Raw genomic sequence first — 16,994 nt, forward strand, 5'->3', positions numbered from 1 at the left:
GGCAGGCCCCTCAGGACACGTGTTCCGGCCGCAGCCCCACGCCGATGAACTGCGCTGTCCACCGGTTCAGGAACGGGAAGCGCCGCACCAGCCGGGCCGCGAACGGCCGCTCCACCACCGACCGCCGGTCCTTCGGATAAAGGTCGGCAAGCATGTGCACCTGCGCCAACTGCACGGCTCGTACCGGCAGCTCACGCCGCCGCTGGACCCGGCGCAGTTCCTTAAGGGTCGGCGTACGTCCCGTGCGCAGCACCGGCCCGAGCATCCGCGCGGCGGCCACCGCGTCCTGCACGGCGAGGTTGATGCCGACCCCGCCGGCCGGAGACATGGCGTGCGCCGCGTCCCCGATGCACAGCAGGCCGGGCCGGTACCAGCTGCGCAGCCGGTCGACCCGGACGCCGAGCAGTTTCACATCGTCCCAGTCGCGGATCTCCCGTTCGGCCCGCTCGGCGAACGGCGGGTGCACGGAGGACACGTCGGCCCTCAGCCGGCCGAGGCCCTCCGCCCGTACGGCGTCGTACTGGCCCTGCGGGATGACGTACGCGACCTGCCAGTAGGAGCCCCGGTCGATGGTGATCAGCACGAAGCCCTTCCCGGTGTGCAGGAAGGTCATGGTCTCTTCGGGTTCGCGGCCGAGCCGGAACCACAGCACGTCCATGGGCGCGGCGCTCGCCGCCACGCGCAGTCCGACGGCCTTGCGCATGGCCGAGTGGCGGCCGTCCGCGGCGATCACCAGGTCGGCCCTGATCTCCAGCGGCCCCTCCGGGGTGTCCGCGCGCACCCCGAGCACCCGGTCGCCCTCGCGGATCACGGTGGTGCCCTCGGTCTTCTGCAGCAGCCGGAAGCCGGGCAGCTCCCCGGCCTTGCGGGCCAGGAAGTCCAGGACGTCCCACTGCGGCATGAACGCGATGTACGGGTAGCGGCTGCGGATCCGGGAGAAGTCGGCGAACGTGGTCGGCCCCGCGGCTGTGCTCACCGTGATGTCGGTGACCTTGGTGTGCGGGATCTGCAGAAACTCGTCCAGCAGCCCCAGTTCGTCGATGACCTGGAGGGTCGAGGGGTGCACGGTGTCGCCGCGGAAGTCCCGCAGGAAGTCGCCGTGCTTCTCGACGACGGTGACCTGCACACCCTGCCGGGCGAGCAGCAGTCCTGCCATCATCCCGGCAGGGCCGCCGCCCACGACGACGCACTGGGTGGTCTCGGTCTTCATGGATCGCTCCTGGGTTGCGTGCGGGCGCGGGTCAGTGCCCGGCCGCGATCGGCAGGGGCTCGCCGTCCGGCCCGGTGGTGGAAAGGTCGCGGCTGCGAATGAGCGGGATGACGGCGAGGGCACCCGCGAAGGCCACCACCGCCGCCACCGTCAGGATCGAGTTCAGCCCGTGGACGAACGCGGAGTGCGCCGCGTCGGTGAAGATGCCCCGCTGCTCGGGCGGGAGCTGGGCGAGGGCGGGACCTATCTGCCCGGAGGAGACGGCGTGGCCGAGCTCGCCCGCCCGCTCCTGGAGCGGGGTGCCGGCGACGGCGTCGTGCACCGCGTCGCGCACCCGGTCGGCGAAGACCGCGCCCAAGGCGGCGATGCCGACGGCGATGCCCAGGGACCGGCAGGTGTTGCTCAGCCCGGAGGCCACCCCGACGCGGGCCGGTTCGACCGCGCCCATCGCGGCGGCGACCACGTTCGGGTTGACCAGTCCGACGCCGAGCCCGGTCACCAACTGCCCGGCGAGCAGAGCGGTCCAGTCGTCGGACGCGTCGAGGCCGCCCATGAGCAGCAGCCCGAGCCCTACGCAGGCCAGGCCGGCGGAGACGAGCCAGCGGGCCGGCAGCACGGTGCCCACCCGGGCGGCGATCGCCGAGGCGACGAAGATGGAGAGGGTCAGCGGCAGCAGCCGCAGCCCGGCCGCCAGGGGTTCGTGCCCGAGGACCGTCTGCAGATACAGCGTCAGGTACAGCAGCAGCGCGAACGCCGTGGAGCTCATGGCCAGGACGCCGACAGCGGCACCCGTGGTGGTGATCTTCCGGAACACGGCGCCGGGGAGCATGGGGTCCCGCCGGGTGCGTTCGACCAGGACGAACGCGGTCATCGACACGGCGGACAGGACGAAGCCGCTGACCACCGGGGCGCTGTCCCAGCCCTCCTCGTTGGCGCGCAGCAGGGCGAAGGACAGGGCGCCGAGCGCGGTGCCGAAGGTGAGGAAGCCGGGCCAGTCGATCCGCCCGGCGCTCTGAGCCCGGGACTCGGCGACGCGCAGTGCGGTGGCGATCAGGGCGAGGATGCCGACGGGCAGGTTGACCAGGAAGATCCACCGCCAGCCGGCCGCTTCGACCAGCACCCCGCCGGCGAGCGGTCCCACGGCGAGCGCTGCCCCGCTGACGGCGCCCCAGACGGCGAGGGCGACATGCCGGTCGCGGTGGTCGGGGTAGGCGGCGGCGAGCAGGGCCAACGAGGTCGCGAGCAGGGCGGCGCCGCCCACCCCTTGGAGCACCCGGGCCACGATGAGGGTGAGCGGGTCCTGGGCGACTCCGCACAGCAGTGAGGCAAGCGTGAAGACCGCCATGCCCCAGGAGAAGACCGCGCGTCGGCCGAACCGGTCGGCGAGGGAGCCCGCCGTGAGCAGGACGGCCGACAGCGCCACGGCGTAGGCCGCCACCACCCATTGCAGGTCCGTGAGCGTGGCGTCCAGGGCCTCCTCGATGTCGGGCAGTGCGATGTTCACGATCGTGACGTCGAGCAGCAGCATGAAGCTGCCCACCGACACCACGGTCAGTGTCCACCACCGGTTGGGCGCCATGCCCCCTCCTTGGGTTGTTCAATGCCAGACCATTTAAATACGCTACGAGTAGCGTAGCGTATTTACCCAAGAGGGAACAGGGCGTCCGGAGGGAGCAGGTCAGAACTCCGCGACCGGCTCCGGCCGACGGTCCAGGGAGCGCTTGGCGTACAGCGCCGTCTCGACGCGGTTCTGGGTGCCGAGCTTGGCGTAGATACGGCTCAGGTAGTTGCGGACCGTCTTCGGGCTGATGCCCAGACGTTTGGCGATGCGGTGCGTCGCCTGCTCGTCGGCCACGAGGAACAGGATCTGCCGTTCGCGCTCGGTGAGCAGGGAGAGCGGGGAGCCGCCGTCCGGCGGGCGCCCCGACAGCAGTTCCAGGACCTGCCCCGCCGCGACGGTCGAGAGGGCGGCGCCCTCTCGGTGCACCGTGAGCAGGGTGTCGCGCAGCTCGTCCGCGCCGATGTTGCGGGAGAGGTAGGCGTTGGCGCCGGCCGCGAACGCCTCGCGCATGTAGACCGGTTGCTGGTTGGTGGCGAGGACGACGATCCGTACGTGCTGGAAGTCGCGGCGGATCTCCCGGGCGACCTGCGTGGAGTTGGACCCGGCCGGGCTCAGATTCATGATGACGAGGTGCGGCTGTTCCCGGCGTACCTCCCTCAGCGCCGACAGCCCGTCACGGGCTACTGCGACGACGGAAAACTCGGAGAAACCTTCCAACAGCTTCTGGAATCCCTCGGCCACTAAACGTTCACTGTCCACGAGCAGGATTCGTATCGATGACATGCTTTCCCTTCGTTCGCGTGACGTTCGCGTGCGTGAAGAGAGTGCGCGGGCGCAGCATGTGGTGCCCCCGTTGGCGGCCCGGCTTCCTTCGCCGTTGAATTGGCGGGTCGCTGGCAATCGATGCTACACGTACCCGCTGATTCGTTTCGGTCAGGATGGAGATGTTGAATCTGGTCGTAAAGGCGGTTGATTAATGGCTTCTCCGCAGGTGGGTCGCGCGAGGGCGGGTATTTTCACGAGACCCGACGATTCTTGTTACGGGATCGAAATCCGGACTTTATTGTTCCGGTCCGCCGGTGTTGGCCATGCCGTCAATGGGGCCGCTGATCCGTCCCATGGGGGAAACGGCCGACGCACCGGATCCGGGTGGGCTGGGCCACAACCGGGCGGATGCGCGCACGCGGTAGGCGAGAATGGGTTCATGAGTCTCTTCCGGGACGACGGCATCGTCCTGCGGACGCAAAAGCTCGGGGAAGCCGACCGCATCATCACCCTGCTCACCCGCGGTCACGGGCGGGTACGCGCCGTGGCGCGCGGGGTGCGGCGGACGAAGTCGAAGTTCGGGGCGCGGCTGGAACCCTTCTCGCATGTGGATGTGCAGTTCTTCGCGCGGGGGAGTGAGCTGGTCGGGCGCGGGCTGCCGCTGTGCACGCAGAGCGAGACGATCGCTCCGTACGGTGGCGGGATCGTGAGCGACTACGCCCGCTACACCGCCGGGACGGCCATGCTGGAGACCGCCGAGCGCTTCACCGACCACGAGGGCGAGCCGGCGGTCCAGCAGTATCTGCTGCTCGTCGGCGCCCTGCGCACGCTCGCCCGGGGCGAGCACGCCTCCCACCTCGTCCTGGACGCCTTCCTGCTCCGCTCGCTCGCCGTCAACGGCTACGCGCCCAGCTTCAGCGACTGCGCGAAGTGCGGGCTGCCCGGGCCGAACCGGTTCTTCTCCGTGGCCTCCGGCGGCTCCGTCTGCGTCGACTGCCGGGTGGGCGGGAGCGTCGTACCCTCGCCGCAGACCCTGGAACTCCTCGGCGCGCTGCTTACGGGAGACTGGGAGACCGCGGACGCGTGCGAGCCGCGGTATGTGCGGGAGGGCAGCGGGCTGGTCTCCGCCTACCTGCACTGGCACCTGGAGCGCGGGCTGCGCTCACTCAGGTACGTAGAGAAGTAGCGAGACACGCGAAACACGTGCAACACGCACAACATGCACGGAGCGAGGAGACGAGAAACACATGGCCGTACGCGGGTTTCTGGGGCGTCAGCGCCGCGAGTACACGACGCCGGAACCGCACCCGTCCGGTGCCCGCCCGCCGAAGCTCCCGGGCGAGCTGATCCCCCGCCATGTAGCGATCGTCATGGACGGCAACGGACGCTGGGCCAAGGCACGCGGGCTGCCGCGGACCGAGGGCCACAAAGTCGGTGCCGAGCGCGTGCTCGACGTGCTGCAGGGCTCGATCGAGATGGGCGTCAAAGCGATCTCGCTCTACGCCTTCTCCACCGAGAACTGGAAGCGCTCGCCCGACGAGGTGCGCTTCCTGATGAACTTCAACCGCGACTTCATCCGCAAGAGCCGCGACCAGCTCGATGAGCTGGGTGTGCGGGTGCGCTGGGTGGGGCGGATGCCCAAGCTGTGGAAGTCGGTCGCCAAGGAGCTCCAGATCGCCCAGGAGCAGACCAAGGACAACGACAAGCTGACCTTGTACTTCTGCATGAACTACGGCGGCCGCGCGGAGATCGCCGACGCCGCGCAGGCGCTGGCGGAGGATGTGAAGGCCGGGCGGCTCGACCCGTCCAAGGTCGACGAGAAGACCTTCGCGAAGTACCTCTACTACCCGGACATGCCCGACGTGGACCTCTTCCTGCGGCCCAGCGGCGAGCAGCGCACCTCCAACTACCTGCTCTGGCAGAGCGCGTACGCCGAGATGGTCTTCCAGGATGTGCTGTGGCCGGACTTCGACCGCCGCGACCTGTGGCGCGCGTGCCTGGAGTTCGCCTCCCGCGACCGGCGGTTCGGCGGGGCGATCCCGAACGAGGAGCTGCTGGCCATGGAGGGCAGGCAGGAGTGAACGGCTCTGGGGCGTCCCGTGAGGGGCGCCCCAGGTGCGTTCGGTGCGTCGGGTGCCTTACGCGTTGGCCGCCGCGCACTCCGCACACGTGCCGAAGATCTCCACCGTGTGTGCCACGTTGACGTAGCCGTGCTCCTCGGCGATCGCGTCCGCCCACTTCTCGACGGCAGGGCCCTCGACCTCGACGGCCTTGCCGCAGACGCGGCAGACGAGGTGGTGGTGGTGTTCGCCGGTGGAGCAGCGGCGGTAGACGGACTCGCCGTCGGAGGTGCGCAGGACGTCGACCTCGCCGGCCTCGGCGAGGGACTGCAGGGTGCGGTAGACCGTGGTGAGCCCGACGGAATCGCCCTTGTGCTTCAGCATGTCGTGCAGGTCCTGCGCACTGCGGAACTCGTCGACCTCGTCGAGCGCCGCCGCCACGGCGGCACGCTGCCGGGTGGCTCGGCCCTTCACCGGCTGTCCAGCGGTCGTCACCGGTCCTCCTTCATTGCTCGGTCGCCTAGGGGCGCTTGCGCCGGTGTCGACCGAGCGACTCACATCTGCGCTTGCCGTGCCCGGCCATTGTGCCAGTCCGACATGTGCGCGGTCAGACACCGACCTTTCCGTCGCGTTCCCGGCTGGCCGGAATCGCACACTCCGCGGGATCTCCCACGGGGTCTGCCGCGGCCAGGGCCCGCGCGCGGCGCCGGGCCAGCGGAGCCGCCGTCGCGGTCAGCACGATGAACGCGCCGATGGTCAGCAGCACGATCGTCGCGCCGGGCGGCACGTCCTGGTAGTACGACGTCACGGTCCCGCCGATCGTCACGCTCACCCCGATCGCCACCGCGATGGCGAACGTGAGCGCGAAGCTCCGGCTGAGCTGCTGCGCCGCGGCGACCGGCACCACCATCAGCGCGGACACCAGCAGCAGCCCGACCACGCGCATCGCGACGGTCACCGTCACCGCCGCCGTGATCGCCGTCAGCAGGTTCAGGGCGCGGACGGGGAGCCCCGTGACCCGCGCGAACTCCTCGTCCTGGCTGACCGCGAACAACTGGCGACGCAGGCCCACGGTGACCAGCACCACGAACGCCGCCAGCAGACAGATCGCCGTCACGTCGTCCTCGGAGACCGTGGACAGCGAACCGAACAGATACGAGTTCAGGTTGGCGTTGGAGCCGCCCGGCGCGAGGTTGATGAACATCACGCCGCCGGCCATACCGCCGTAGAAGAGCATCGCGAGGGCGATGTCACCGCGGGTGCGGCCGTACCAGCGGATCAGCTCCATCAGCACCGCGCCGATCACCGCGACCGCCGTCGCCATCCACACCGGCGAGGTGGAGAGCAGGAAGCCGAGGCCGACGCCGGTCATCGCCACGTGGCCGATGCCGTCGCCCATCAGGGCCTGGCGGCGCTGGACGAGGTAGATGCCGATCGCGGGGGCGGTGATGCCGACCAGGACGGCGGCGAGCAGGGCCCGCTGCATGAAGGCGTAGTCCAGGATCTCCATCAGCTCAGCAGTCCTGTGCGGATCGGTTCGGCGTCGTGGGCCGAGTGCGGGTGGACGTGGTCGTGGCCCGGCAGCGCGTGCTGGCCGACCGCCTTCGGGGGCGGGCCGTCGTGCAGGACACAGCCGTCGCGGAGGACGACCGCGCGGTCGATCAGCGGCTCCAGGGGGCCCAGTTCATGCAGGACGAGCAGGACCGTCGTGCCCTGGGACACCTGCTCCGTGAGCGTCCGGGCCAGCACCTCCTGGCTGGCCAGGTCCACGCCTGCCATCGGCTCGTCCATGATCAGCAGTTCGGGGTCGGAGGCGAGCGCGCGGGCGATCAGCACCCGCTGGTGCTGGCCGCCGGAGAGCGCGTCGACGGAGTCCTTGGCGCGGTCCGCCATGCCGACCAGCTCCAGGGCGTGCCGTATCGCGTCCCGGTCGGCCTTGCGCAGGACGCCGAAGCGGGTGCGGGACAGGCGGCCCGAGGAGACGACCTCGGTGACCGTGGCGGGGACACCGCCCGCGGCGGTCGTGCGCTGGGGGACGTAGCCGACCCGCGCCCAGTCCCGGAACCGGCGCCGCGGGGTGCCGAAGATCTCTATCTCGCCGCCGGACACCGGGACCTGGCCGATGATCGTGCGCACCGCGGTCGACTTGCCGGAGCCGTTGGCCCCGAGCAGCGCGACGACCTCACCGTGGCCCACGGTGAGGTCGATGCCGCGCAGCACGGGGCGCGAGCCGAGCTCCGCCGTCACGCTCCGCAGGGATATGACGGGGTCGCCGGCTTTACGTGCCGTCATGGCGTGCGCCTCCGAACTGCTGTGTGCTGCTGGTCACTTCGCGCCGAGCGCCTTCTCCAGGGCCGTCAGGTTCGCCTGCATGACCTCGAAGTAGTCGTCGCCCTTGGACTTGTCGGTGATGCCCTCGAGCGGGTCGAGTACATCAGTTTTCAGCCCGGCGTCGGCGGCCAGGGTCTTGGCCGTCTTGTCGGAGACCAGGGTCTCGTAGAAGACGGTGGTCACGCCGTCCGCCTTGGCCTCCGCCTGGAGTTCCTTCATGCGCGCCGCGCTGGGCTCGCTCTCCGGGTCGACGCCGGTGACGGACTCCTGGGTCAGGCCGTAACGCTCGGCGAGGTAGGCGAAGGCCGAGTGGTTGGTGAAGAACACCTTCGTGTCGGTGTTCTTCAGGCCGGTCTCGAAGTCGGTGTTCAGTGTGTTCAGCTTCGCGACCAGGTCCACCGTGTTCTTCCGGTAGTCGGCCGCGTTGTCCGGGTCGGCCTTCTCGAAGGCGGCGCTGACACCCTCGGCGACCTCGGCGTACTTCACCGGGTCCAGCCAGATGTGCGGGTCGAGCGCCGACTCCTCCTCCGCGTGCTCCTCCTCGGCGTGGTCTTCCTCGCCCTCATGGGCGTGGCCGGTCTCGCCGTGGTTCTCGAGCCTGGTGAGGGTCGCCGCGTCGATCTTCGTCTTGACGGCGGACTGCTCCACCGCCTCGTCGACGGCGGGCTGGAGGGTCTTGAGATAGAGCACCGCGTCGGACTCCTGGAGTGCCGCGGTCTGCTTGGCGCTGATCTCGAGGTCGTGCGGCTCCTGGCCGGGCTCGGTCAGCGTGGTGACGTTCACATGGTCCCCGCCGATCTGCTCGGCGAGGAACTGCATCGGGTAGAACGACGCGACGACGTCGAACTTGTCCGTGTTGCCGGAGCCCGCACTGGCGCTGGAACAGGCGGAGAGGGCCGCGAGACCGAGGGCGGTTACCACGGCTGTGGGTATCAGACGACGACGTGCGTTCATGACAGTCATTTTCAATGGTTCTGGAAACGATTGTCAACAAAGGTCCGGGGTGGCCCTGAGCACAACCCGATTTGGTTGAGGGGGAGCCTGCGCCGGTAACCTGAAGCATTCGCTGGAAGCACCTCGCTTCGTCGCCCGTCGTCGTAATGAAGAGAGCACCGTGGCCGCCGACAAGATCGACACCATCGTCAGCCTGAGCAAGCGCCGTGGCTTCGTATTTCCCTGCAGTGAGATCTACGGCGGACAGCGCGCCGCCTGGGACTACGGGCCGCTGGGTGTCGAGCTCAAGGAGAACCTCAAGCGCCAGTGGTGGCGCTACATGGTGACCTCGCGCGAGGACGTCGTCGGTATCGACTCGTCCGTGATCCTGGCCCCCGAGGTGTGGGTCGCCTCCGGCCATGTCGCCACCTTCACGGACCCGCTCACCGAGTGCACCTCCTGTCACAAGCGGTTCCGCGCGGACCACCTGGAGGAGGCGTACGAGGCCAAGAAGGGCCACCTCCCCGAGAACGGCCTCGCCGACGTCAACTGCCCCAACTGCGGCAACAAGGGCCAGTTCACCGAGCCCAAGCAGTTCTCGGGCCTCCTCTCCACCCACCTCGGCCCCACCCAGGACTCCGGCTCCATCGCCTACCTGCGTCCCGAGACCGCGCAGGGCATCTTCACCAACTTCGCCCAGGTGCAGACCACCTCGCGCCGCAAGCCGCCGTTCGGCATCGCGCAGATGGGCAAGTCCTTCCGCAACGAGATCACGCCCGGCAACTTCATCTTCCGGACTCGCGAGTTCGAGCAGATGGAGATGGAGTTCTTCGTCAAGCCGGGCGAGGACGAGACGTGGCAGGAGTACTGGATGGAGCAGCGCTGGAACTGGTACACCGGCCTGGGCCTGCGCGAGGAGAACATGCGGTGGTACGAGCACCCGAAGGAGAAGCTCTCCCACTACTCCAAGCGCACCGCTGACATCGAGTACCGCTTCCAGTTCGGCGGCAACGAGTGGGGCGAGCTGGAAGGTGTGGCCAACCGCACCGACTACGACCTCGGCGCCCACTCCAAGGCCTCCGGCCAGGACCTCTCCTACTTCGACCAGGAGGCCGGGGAGCGCTGGACGCCGTACGTCATCGAGCCCGCCGCCGGTGTCGGCCGCGCGATGCTGGCCTTCCTCCTCGACGCCTACATCGAGGACGAGGCGCCCAACGCCAAGGGCAAGATGGAGAAGCGGACGGTGCTGCGCCTGGACCACCGTCTGGCGCCCGTGAAGGTGGCCGTACTGCCGCTGTCCCGCAACCCGGAACTGTCGCCCAAGGCCAAGGGTCTCGCCCAGGCGCTCCGGCAGAACTGGAACATCGAGTTCGACGACGCCGGCGCCATCGGCCGCCGCTACCGCCGCCAGGACGAGATCGGCACGCCGTACTGCGTGACGGTCGACTTCGACACCCTGGACGACAACGCGGTGACGGTGCGCGAGCGCGACACCATGAAGCAGGAGCGGGTGTCGCTGGACCAGATCGAGGGTTACCTGGCGGGTCGCCTCATCGGCGCGTAAGCGTCGGCAAAAACCCCGGTTTCGTTACGGACGTAACAGACGTAACGGAACCGGGGTTTTTCCCATCCAGTGCCCATCCGGCTCCGAAGAGGGGACATGCGCGGCCCGCAGCGGGCGGGTCGCGGAGAGAACCTTCACGGGGGCACCAATGCGCAAGCAAGCAGTCATCGCCGTATCCGCCATGGCACTGGCCATCGGCACCGTCGGCTGCGGAGCGATGGGCGACGGGGCGGCGAAGGCCGAGTCTTCCCCCGCCGCCATCGAGAACAAGGGCGGACTGATCGGCGCCGGCGCGGGCGCGGCGCAGAGCGACCGGCTCACCGCCATCGGCCTCACCGCCGACCAGCGGCTCGTCACCTTCCGCACCGACCGTCCCGACCGCGTCCTCCCGCTCGGCAAGGTGAACGGCCTCCAGGGCGACACCAAGCTCGTCGGCATCGACTACCGCGTGCAGAACGGCAAGTTGTACGGCGTCGGCGACCGCGGTGGCGTCTACACGGTCCGTGAGATCGGCGCGAAGGCGAAGAAGGTCAGCCAGCTGAGCGTGGCGCTGCAGGGCGGGTCGTACGGCGTCGACTTCAACCCGGCCGCCAACCGCCTGCGCGTCATCAGCGACACCGGCCAGAACCTCCGCCACAACATCGACGACCCGGCGGGCGCCCCGGCGGCGGGCACCACGGCTGTCGACGGCACCCTGACCAACCCGCCGGTCCCGCCCGCGACGGCGGGTGCCACGGCACAGGGCGTGACGGGAGCGGCGTACACGAACAACGACCTCTCCCAGACCACCGCCACCACCCTCTTCGACGTGGACACGGTCAATGACCAGGTCTCCATCCAGTCCCCGGCCAACGCGGGCAACCTCGCCCCCACCGGCAAGCTGGGCGTCGACGCGGGCCCGAGCGCGGGCTTCGACATCTACACGTCCACGAGGAGCGGTTCCAACACGGCGTACGGCGTCCTCAGCGTCGGCGGCGCACAGCGGCTGTACCGCGTGGACCTGCTGAACGGCTCGGTCACGCGGGCCGGGACCTTCGACGGCGGCCGGGCCGTGGTGGACCTGGCGCTGCCGCTGAAGCAGGGCTGAGTGGTCCCCGTACGGGACGTGTGATTGGTCCTGTACGGGTCCGTGGCGGCCCCGACAGGGTGGACGGCATGAGCATCGCGTTCCTGCTGACCACCCTGGTCGTGGTCGCCACTCCCGGCACCGGCGTCGTCTACACCCTCGCGGCCGGGTTGTCTCGCGGCCGCCGGGCGAGCGTCGTCGCGGCGGTCGGCTGCACCCTCGGCATCGTCCCGCACATGCTGGCCACGATCACCGGAGTCGCCGCGCTGTTGCACGCGAGCGCGACGGCCTTCCAGGTCTTGAAGTACGCCGGTGTCGCCTACCTCCTCTACATGGCATGGGCGACGCTGAAGGACCGCGACGCGATCGCGGTGGACGATCAGCAGGCTCCCCTCTCCGCGGGCCGGGTGATTGTCCGGGGCGTGCTGATCAACATCCTCAACCCGAAACTGACCATCTTCTTCTTCGCGTTCCTGCCGCAGTTCGTGAGCCCGGGGGAGCCCAACTCGGTGCTCCGGATGCTCGCGCTCAGCGGCGTCTTCATGCTGGCGACCTTCGTCGTCTTCGCGGTCTACGGCATCCTCGCCGCGTCCGTCCGCAACCACGTCACCTCACGGCCGAGGGTGATGACGTGGCTGCGGAGGAGCTTCGCGGGGTCGTTCGTGGCACTGGGGGCGAAGCTCGCGTTCACGGCCCGCTAAGCGGTTCGGCAGCGCCCCGAAGGGGCGCGGGGAACTGCGCGACCAGCCACGACGGCGCCGCAGCAGACGACGGTGAACACGCGGTCGGCCCCGGGAGCCTCCAGCTCGTCGAGTACGGCGACAGCCAGATCCTCCGCGCTGATCCAGGAACGGCTGCCCGCGGCCGTCAGCAGCGTGTCGGTGCCCCGCCGGTAGTGGCCGGTGCGCTCGCCGGGGACCAGCAGGGCGGGCGGCGCGAGATAGGCCCAGTTGCCGCCGTGCCCTTCGCAGGCCCGCAGTTGAGCCACCCCGGCCGCGGCTACCGGCTTCACCTCTTCCGGCACGTACACCGGGTTGTCGGCGACCAGCAGCTCACGGTCCTCCGGGCTGCGCAGCACCCCCGCGCCGCCGACCACGAGGGTGCGTATCCCGGTGTTCAGCACCGCACGGGTCGTACCGACGAGGAAGTCCTGGTCGACCGGATCGGTCCGCACCGCGACCACAACGGCGTCGGTGCCGGCGAGCGCCTCGCGCAGGGCGTCCGTGTCGTTCGCGTCGATGGCGAAGGGCGTCACGTCGGGGTCCTCGTCGGCAGGCTTCCGGGACAGGGCGCGCACGTGGTGTCCGCGTGCGACGGCCTCGTTGATCACCCGGCTGCCGACCATGCCGGTGGCGCCGAGCACGGCGATCGTCATGCCCGTCGTCTCTGTCGTCATGGATTGCGCTCTCCTTGTACGTGGGGCGTTGAACTGCGCGGCCAGCAGGGCGGCCAGGGCGAGGGTGAAACCGAGGGCCTGGAGCGGGTTCAGCGTCTCGCCTAGCGTGAGACCTACGACGGTGGCGACCAGCGGTGACAGCAGCACGAGCGGGGCGGACGCCCTGACCGGCAGCTTCCCGATGCCGCGGAACCACAGCGTGAACGAGATCAGCCCGCCCATGCTGCCGAGCCACAGATAGCCGACGACGGCCTCCGTGTCGATCGAAGGCGGCGCTCCCTCGAACACGACGGTGAGGGGCAGCAACACCAGCCCGCCGACCGTCAGTTGCCAGCCCGCCAGGGTCATCGGACCGACTCCCGCGGGGCGGCCCCAGCGCTTGGTGAGGACCACCCCGGCCGCCATGCCCGCCGTACCGCCGAGACCGGCGAGCACGCCGACGGCGTCCAGCCGGGCGTCGGGACCGAGCACCACGAGCCCGACGCCGACCACACCGAGCACACCCCACATCCAGGTCCAGGCGGTCGGCCGACTGTGGAGCACCGCGATGGCCAGCCCGGCGACCAGCAGCGGCTGGACGGCGCCGAGGGTGCCGGCGACACCGCCGGGAAGCCGTTCGGCGGCCACGAACAGCAGGGGGAACAGCGCGCCGATGTTGAGGGTGCCGAGGACGGCGGCCTTCCACCACCAGTCGCCGCGCGGCAGCACACGGGTGAGCGCCAGCGCGAGCAGCCCGGCGGGCAGGGCACGCAACAGCGCGGCGAACAGCGGATGCCCGGGCGGCAGCAGCTCTGTGGTGACGGCGTAGGTGGTGCCCCAGGAGGCCGGGGCGAGTGCGGTCAGGGCGACGGTCGCCGCGTGCTGCGCGGACGAATTCCTCTGCATGGGGTGCAGTCTCGGCCGCACCGCGTCATGACTCCAAAGCATGGTTGCCATGGCAGCGATGAATCAGAACGATGGCTGGATGGACCTTCAGCAGATGCGCTACGTCGTCGCCGTCGCCGAGACCCGCAACTTCACGCGGGCCGCGGAGCGGTGTTCCGTGGTGCAGTCGTCACTGAGCCACCGGATCGCGGGCCTGGAACGGGAGCTGGGGGTCCGGCTGTTCGCCCGCTCCAGTCGTCGGGTGGAGCTGACCAGCGCCGGCGAGGCGTTCGTCGCGCGGGCCCGCGAGTGCCTGACGGCCGCCGACCTCGCGGCTGCCGACGCCGCCGCGGCGGCCGGGGTGGTACGGGGCCGGCTCGCCGTCGGCGTGATCGTGACCACCGCCGCCGTCGACGTACCGGAGCTGTTGCAGCGGTATCGCGCGCTGCACCCGGAGGTCAGGATCGTGTTGCGCTCCGGGCGCAGCGACGATCTGGTGGCGGCGATCCGGGACGGCGAACTGGACATCGCCTTTCTCGGTCTGCCCGAGGACCAGCGGCCGTCCGAGGTGGAGACCTTGGTGCTCGATCACGACGAGCATGTGCTGGTCGTGCCGGCCGGGCACCGGCTCGCGGGCGCTTCCCGGGTCACCCTGCGGGACATCGCCGAGGAGACCTTCGTGGACTTCATGCACGGCACACCCGCCCGGGCCCAGTCCGACCGGGCGTTCGCCGCGGCAGGGCTGGCGCGGGACGTGGCCTACGAGGTCGGGGTCGTCGAGCTGATCACCCGGCTGACCGCCCGGGCCCTGGGCGTCGCGCTGCTGCCGTCGGCCTTCGCCCGGCCGCTGGCGGAGGGCGACCCCGAGCTGGTGCTGGTCCCGGTGGTGGGCGGGCCGCGTCGTATCGAGGTGCTCGCGTGGAGCCGGTTCAATCCGAGTCCGGCCACCCGGGCGATGCTCGATGTGCTCGGGGTTCCTTCCGCGAAGCCGGTCAACGGCCCTGGAGTGTCTTGACGTTGTCGCCGAACGTCCAGTTCTTCGAGCCGTCCCAGTTGATGGACCAGGTCATCAGGCCCTTGAGGCTGGTGCCGTAGTGGCGCCAGGCCTCGGCGACGAGGGACGGTGACATGTGGCCGCCGCCGGCGCCCGGCTGGGCGGGTAGACCCGGGACTTGCTTGTCGTACGGGACCTTGATCGTCGTACCTTGGATGACCAGGCCCTTGTTGAGGCAGTCGGTCTGGGCGACGAAGCCCTCGACGGTGCCGGCGGAGTAGGAGTCGCCGGAGCAGCCGTACATGCTGCCGTTGTAGTACTGCATGTTCAGCCACCACAGGCGGCCGTTGTCGGCGTACTTCTTGATGACGGGGAGGTATGCCCCCCAGATCGAGCCGTACGTCACGCTGCCGCCGGTGACGTACGCCGTCTCCGGGGCCATGGTGAGGCCGAAGTTCGACGGCATCTGCGCGAGGATCCCGTCGATGATGCGGATCAAGTTGGCCTGGGACGTGGAGAGTTGGCCGATATTGCCGCTGCCGACGAGACCCGTCTCGATGTCTATGTCGATGCCGTCGAAGTTGTACTGCTTCAGGATCGGGACGATCGTCGCGATGAACCTGTCCGCCACGGCTGTCGAGTTGAGGTCGATTCCGGCCGTCGCGCCGCCGATCGAGAGCAGGATCGTCTGGCCGGAGGCCTTCGCCGCGCACATCTCCGCGGGCGTCGCCACCTTCACGCCCGTGTCCATGCCGTCCTCCCACAGCGCGGTGCCGTCGGAGCGGATGACGGGGAAGGCCGCGTTGATCACGTTGTAGCCGTGCGCGGCGATACGGGAGTCGGTGATGGGGGTCCAGCCGAACGGCGGGTGGACTCCGTTCGCGGCGCCGTCCCAGTTCTCCCAGTAGCCCTGGAGGACCTTGCCGGCGGGCTTCGACTTCACGGCGCAGGTGTCGGCGGCGGAGGCGGTGGGGGTGAGCGGGATCTGGGCGAGACAGGCGGTGGTGACTGCTGCGGCCAGCAGGCTGAGGGCGCGGCGGACCATGCGAGGCCTCCCGGTGGGGGGTGCGGTGAGGTGTCGTAGGCATGACAGTTGCGCGGTCCAGACCTTTAGTCAATAGGTCTGGACCACTCACCTCGCGGCGGGTGACCGGTCGCGGTGGCTGACGAATGACAGCTGACAGATATTGATATCTGTCAGTCGCCGTGGCATGGTGGAGCACATGACGATGCGAACCCGAACCCTCGGAACCACCGGACCCCAGGTCTCCGCCCTCGGCCTCGGCTGCATGGGCATGTCCGCGCTGTACGGCGACGCGGACCGGGCCGAGTCGATCGCGACCATCCACGCCGCACTGGAGTCCGGCGTGACCCTGCTCGACACCGGCGACTTCTACGGCATGGGCCACAACGAGATGCTGATCGGCGAGGCCCTGCGCACCGCGCCGGCGGCCCGGCGCGAACAGGCGGTCGTCAGCGTGAAGTTCGGCGCCCTGCGTGACCCGGAGGGCGGCTGGAGCGGATACGACGGCCGTCCCGCCGCGGTGAAGAACTTCGCCGCGTACTCGCTCCAGCGCCTCGGCGTCGACCACATCGACGTGTACCGGATCGCCCGGCTCGACCCGGCCGTCCCCATCGAGGAGACGGTCGGCGCGATCGCGGAGCTGATCGAGAAGGGGTACGTGCGCCATGTCGGCCTGAGCGAGGTCGGCGCGGACACCATCCGCAGGGCGGCCGCCACGGCCCCCATCGCCGACCTGCAGATCGAGTACTCGCTGATCTCACGCGGCATCGAGGACGAGATCCTGCCGACCACGCGCGAGCTGGGGATCGGCATCACGGCGTACGGCGTGCTCTCCCGCGGACTGATCTCCGGCCACTTCTCCGCCGACCGACAGCTCGCCGCGAACGACTTCCGGTCGGTGTCGCCCCGTTTCCAGGGCGAGAACCTCCAGCACAACCTGAACCTGGTCGAGGCCCTGCGGAAGATCGCCGAGCAGAAGGGCGTCTCGGTCGCCCAGATCGCCATCGCCTGGGCTCTGTCGCGCGGCGACGACATCGTGCCGCTCGTCGGCGCCCGCACCCGGGACCGGCTCACGGAGTCCCTCGGCGCGCTGGACGTCACGCTGGACGAGGCCGATCTGCGGGCCGTCGAGGAGGCCGTACCGGCGGACGCGGCGGCGGGCGAGCGCTACCCGGCAGCAATGATGTCCCACCTGGGCAGCAAGTGACGACCGGGCCGCCAGGTAC

The 16,994-nt window shown here is 69.8% G+C and carries 16 protein-coding genes; 7 read left to right on the forward strand and 9 right to left on the reverse strand.

Going from position 1 to position 16,994, the window contains the following annotated elements:
• Positions 1 to 10: 10 nt before the first annotated feature.
• The 3 genes from OG828_RS33185 to OG828_RS33195 form a co-directional block, all read right to left on the reverse strand.
• Complete coding sequence (locus tag OG828_RS33185) at positions 11 to 1,210, reverse strand: FAD-dependent oxidoreductase (RefSeq protein WP_328364753.1); 1,200 nt, start codon at positions 1,208 to 1,210, stop codon at positions 11 to 13.
• A gap of 31 nt (positions 1,211 to 1,241) precedes the next feature.
• Positions 1,242 to 2,789, reverse strand: a complete 1,548-nt coding sequence (locus OG828_RS33190) for an MFS transporter (RefSeq protein ID WP_328503224.1) — start codon at positions 2,787 to 2,789, stop codon at positions 1,242 to 1,244.
• A gap of 99 nt (positions 2,790 to 2,888) precedes the next feature.
• Entirely contained in the window at positions 2,889 to 3,554 is a 666-nt protein-coding gene (locus OG828_RS33195) for a response regulator transcription factor (RefSeq protein ID WP_328364757.1), read from the reverse strand.
• Between the two features lie 421 nt (positions 3,555 to 3,975).
• Here OG828_RS33195 and recO point away from each other — a divergent pair, with 421 nt between their 5' ends.
• Both recO and OG828_RS33205 read left to right on the forward strand, forming a co-directional pair.
• Entirely contained in the window at positions 3,976 to 4,722 is a 747-nt protein-coding gene (recO, locus tag OG828_RS33200; RefSeq protein WP_210574333.1) for a DNA repair protein RecO, read from the forward strand.
• Between the two features lie 61 nt (positions 4,723 to 4,783).
• Entirely contained in the window at positions 4,784 to 5,617 is an 834-nt protein-coding gene (locus OG828_RS33205; protein WP_328364760.1) for an isoprenyl transferase, read from the forward strand.
• Positions 5,618 to 5,674: 57 nt separating this feature from the next.
• Here OG828_RS33205 and OG828_RS33210 read toward each other — a convergent pair whose 3' ends face one another.
• The 4 genes from OG828_RS33210 to OG828_RS33225 form a co-directional block, all read right to left on the reverse strand.
• Positions 5,675 to 6,091, reverse strand: a complete 417-nt coding sequence (locus OG828_RS33210; RefSeq protein ID WP_328440746.1) for a Fur family transcriptional regulator — start codon at positions 6,089 to 6,091, stop codon at positions 5,675 to 5,677.
• A gap of 112 nt (positions 6,092 to 6,203) precedes the next feature.
• Positions 6,204 to 7,106, reverse strand: coding sequence for a metal ABC transporter permease (locus tag OG828_RS33215; RefSeq protein ID WP_328503225.1), 903 nt, complete (start codon positions 7,104 to 7,106; stop codon positions 6,204 to 6,206).
• On the reverse strand, positions 7,106 to 7,888 hold the full coding sequence (locus OG828_RS33220) for a metal ABC transporter ATP-binding protein (protein WP_328364766.1): 783 nt from the start codon (positions 7,886 to 7,888) through the stop codon (positions 7,106 to 7,108). The genes OG828_RS33215 and OG828_RS33220 overlap by 1 nt, the downstream gene beginning before the upstream one ends.
• A gap of 33 nt (positions 7,889 to 7,921) precedes the next feature.
• Positions 7,922 to 8,881 (reverse strand): metal ABC transporter solute-binding protein, Zn/Mn family, encoded by a 960-nt coding sequence (locus OG828_RS33225; RefSeq protein WP_328503226.1) that lies wholly within the window; start codon positions 8,879 to 8,881, stop codon positions 7,922 to 7,924.
• Between the two features lie 160 nt (positions 8,882 to 9,041).
• On the opposite strand from OG828_RS33225, the gene OG828_RS33230 reads away from it, so the two are divergent.
• From OG828_RS33230 to OG828_RS33240, 3 genes are all read left to right on the forward strand, one after another.
• A complete protein-coding gene (locus tag OG828_RS33230; RefSeq protein WP_210574321.1) occupies positions 9,042 to 10,424 on the forward strand; it encodes a glycine--tRNA ligase in 1,383 nt (460 codons plus the stop codon).
• Positions 10,425 to 10,572: 148 nt separating this feature from the next.
• Positions 10,573 to 11,511, forward strand: a complete 939-nt coding sequence (locus OG828_RS33235) for a DUF4394 domain-containing protein (RefSeq protein ID WP_328503227.1) — start codon at positions 10,573 to 10,575, stop codon at positions 11,509 to 11,511.
• A gap of 68 nt (positions 11,512 to 11,579) precedes the next feature.
• Entirely contained in the window at positions 11,580 to 12,191 is a 612-nt protein-coding gene (locus tag OG828_RS33240) for a LysE family translocator (protein ID WP_328364772.1), read from the forward strand.
• Here OG828_RS33240 and OG828_RS49645 read toward each other — a convergent pair.
• Complete coding sequence (locus tag OG828_RS49645) at positions 12,188 to 13,771, reverse strand: EamA family transporter (RefSeq protein WP_443060214.1); 1,584 nt, start codon at positions 13,769 to 13,771, stop codon at positions 12,188 to 12,190. The two genes, OG828_RS33240 and OG828_RS49645, sit on opposite strands and share 4 nt — an antisense overlap.
• A 79-nt stretch (positions 13,772 to 13,850) precedes the next feature.
• Between OG828_RS49645 and OG828_RS33255 the strand changes: the two genes are divergently transcribed.
• Positions 13,851 to 14,765 (forward strand): LysR family transcriptional regulator, encoded by a 915-nt coding sequence (locus OG828_RS33255; RefSeq protein ID WP_328442500.1) that lies wholly within the window; start codon positions 13,851 to 13,853, stop codon positions 14,763 to 14,765.
• Here OG828_RS33255 and OG828_RS33260 read toward each other — a convergent pair.
• Positions 14,743 to 15,789 carry a chitinase gene (locus tag OG828_RS33260; protein ID WP_328440751.1) on the reverse strand — a complete coding sequence of 349 codons (1,047 nt, stop codon included), beginning with the start codon at positions 15,787 to 15,789 and terminating at the stop codon, positions 14,743 to 14,745. The genes OG828_RS33255 and OG828_RS33260 overlap by 23 nt on opposite strands.
• A 178-nt stretch (positions 15,790 to 15,967) precedes the next feature.
• On the opposite strand from OG828_RS33260, the gene OG828_RS33265 reads away from it, so the two are divergent.
• Positions 15,968 to 16,975 (forward strand): aldo/keto reductase, encoded by a 1,008-nt coding sequence (locus tag OG828_RS33265; RefSeq protein WP_328440752.1) that lies wholly within the window; start codon positions 15,968 to 15,970, stop codon positions 16,973 to 16,975.
• Positions 16,976 to 16,994: the final 19 nt, after the last annotated feature.

This window comes from Streptomyces sp. NBC_00457 (genome assembly GCF_036014015.1).
Classification (GTDB): domain Bacteria; phylum Actinomycetota; class Actinomycetes; order Streptomycetales; family Streptomycetaceae; genus Streptomyces.

What these genes read in the sequence shown, in the direction of transcription:
- OG828_RS33185 (WP_328364753.1), bottom strand. Translation starts at nt 1,210, where the DNA reads ATGAAGACCGAGACCACCCAGTGCGTCGTCGTGGGCGGCGGCCCTGCC.
- OG828_RS33190 (WP_328503224.1), bottom strand. Translation starts at nt 2,789, where the DNA reads ATGGCGCCCAACCGGTGGTGGACACTGACCGTGGTGTCGGTGGGCAGC.
- OG828_RS33195 (WP_328364757.1), bottom strand. Translation starts at nt 3,554, where the DNA reads ATGTCATCGATACGAATCCTGCTCGTGGACAGTGAACGTTTAGTGGCC.
- recO (WP_210574333.1), top strand. Translation starts at nt 3,976, where the DNA reads ATGAGTCTCTTCCGGGACGACGGCATCGTCCTGCGGACGCAAAAGCTC.
- OG828_RS33205 (WP_328364760.1), top strand. Translation starts at nt 4,784, where the DNA reads ATGGCCGTACGCGGGTTTCTGGGGCGTCAGCGCCGCGAGTACACGACG.
- OG828_RS33215 (WP_328503225.1), bottom strand. Translation starts at nt 7,106, where the DNA reads ATGGAGATCCTGGACTACGCCTTCATGCAGCGGGCCCTGCTCGCCGCC.
- OG828_RS33220 (WP_328364766.1), bottom strand. Translation starts at nt 7,888, where the DNA reads ATGACGGCACGTAAAGCCGGCGACCCCGTCATATCCCTGCGGAGCGTG.
- OG828_RS33225 (WP_328503226.1), bottom strand. Translation starts at nt 8,881, where the DNA reads ATGAACGCACGTCGTCGTCTGATACCCACAGCCGTGGTAACCGCCCTC.
- OG828_RS33235 (WP_328503227.1), top strand. Translation starts at nt 10,573, where the DNA reads ATGCGCAAGCAAGCAGTCATCGCCGTATCCGCCATGGCACTGGCCATC.
- OG828_RS33240 (WP_328364772.1), top strand. Translation starts at nt 11,580, where the DNA reads ATGAGCATCGCGTTCCTGCTGACCACCCTGGTCGTGGTCGCCACTCCC.
- OG828_RS49645 (WP_443060214.1), bottom strand. Translation starts at nt 13,771, where the DNA reads ATGCAGAGGAATTCGTCCGCGCAGCACGCGGCGACCGTCGCCCTGACC.
- OG828_RS33255 (WP_328442500.1), top strand. Translation starts at nt 13,851, where the DNA reads ATGGACCTTCAGCAGATGCGCTACGTCGTCGCCGTCGCCGAGACCCGC.
- OG828_RS33260 (WP_328440751.1), bottom strand. Translation starts at nt 15,789, where the DNA reads ATGGTCCGCCGCGCCCTCAGCCTGCTGGCCGCAGCAGTCACCACCGCC.
- OG828_RS33265 (WP_328440752.1), top strand. Translation starts at nt 15,968, where the DNA reads ATGACGATGCGAACCCGAACCCTCGGAACCACCGGACCCCAGGTCTCC.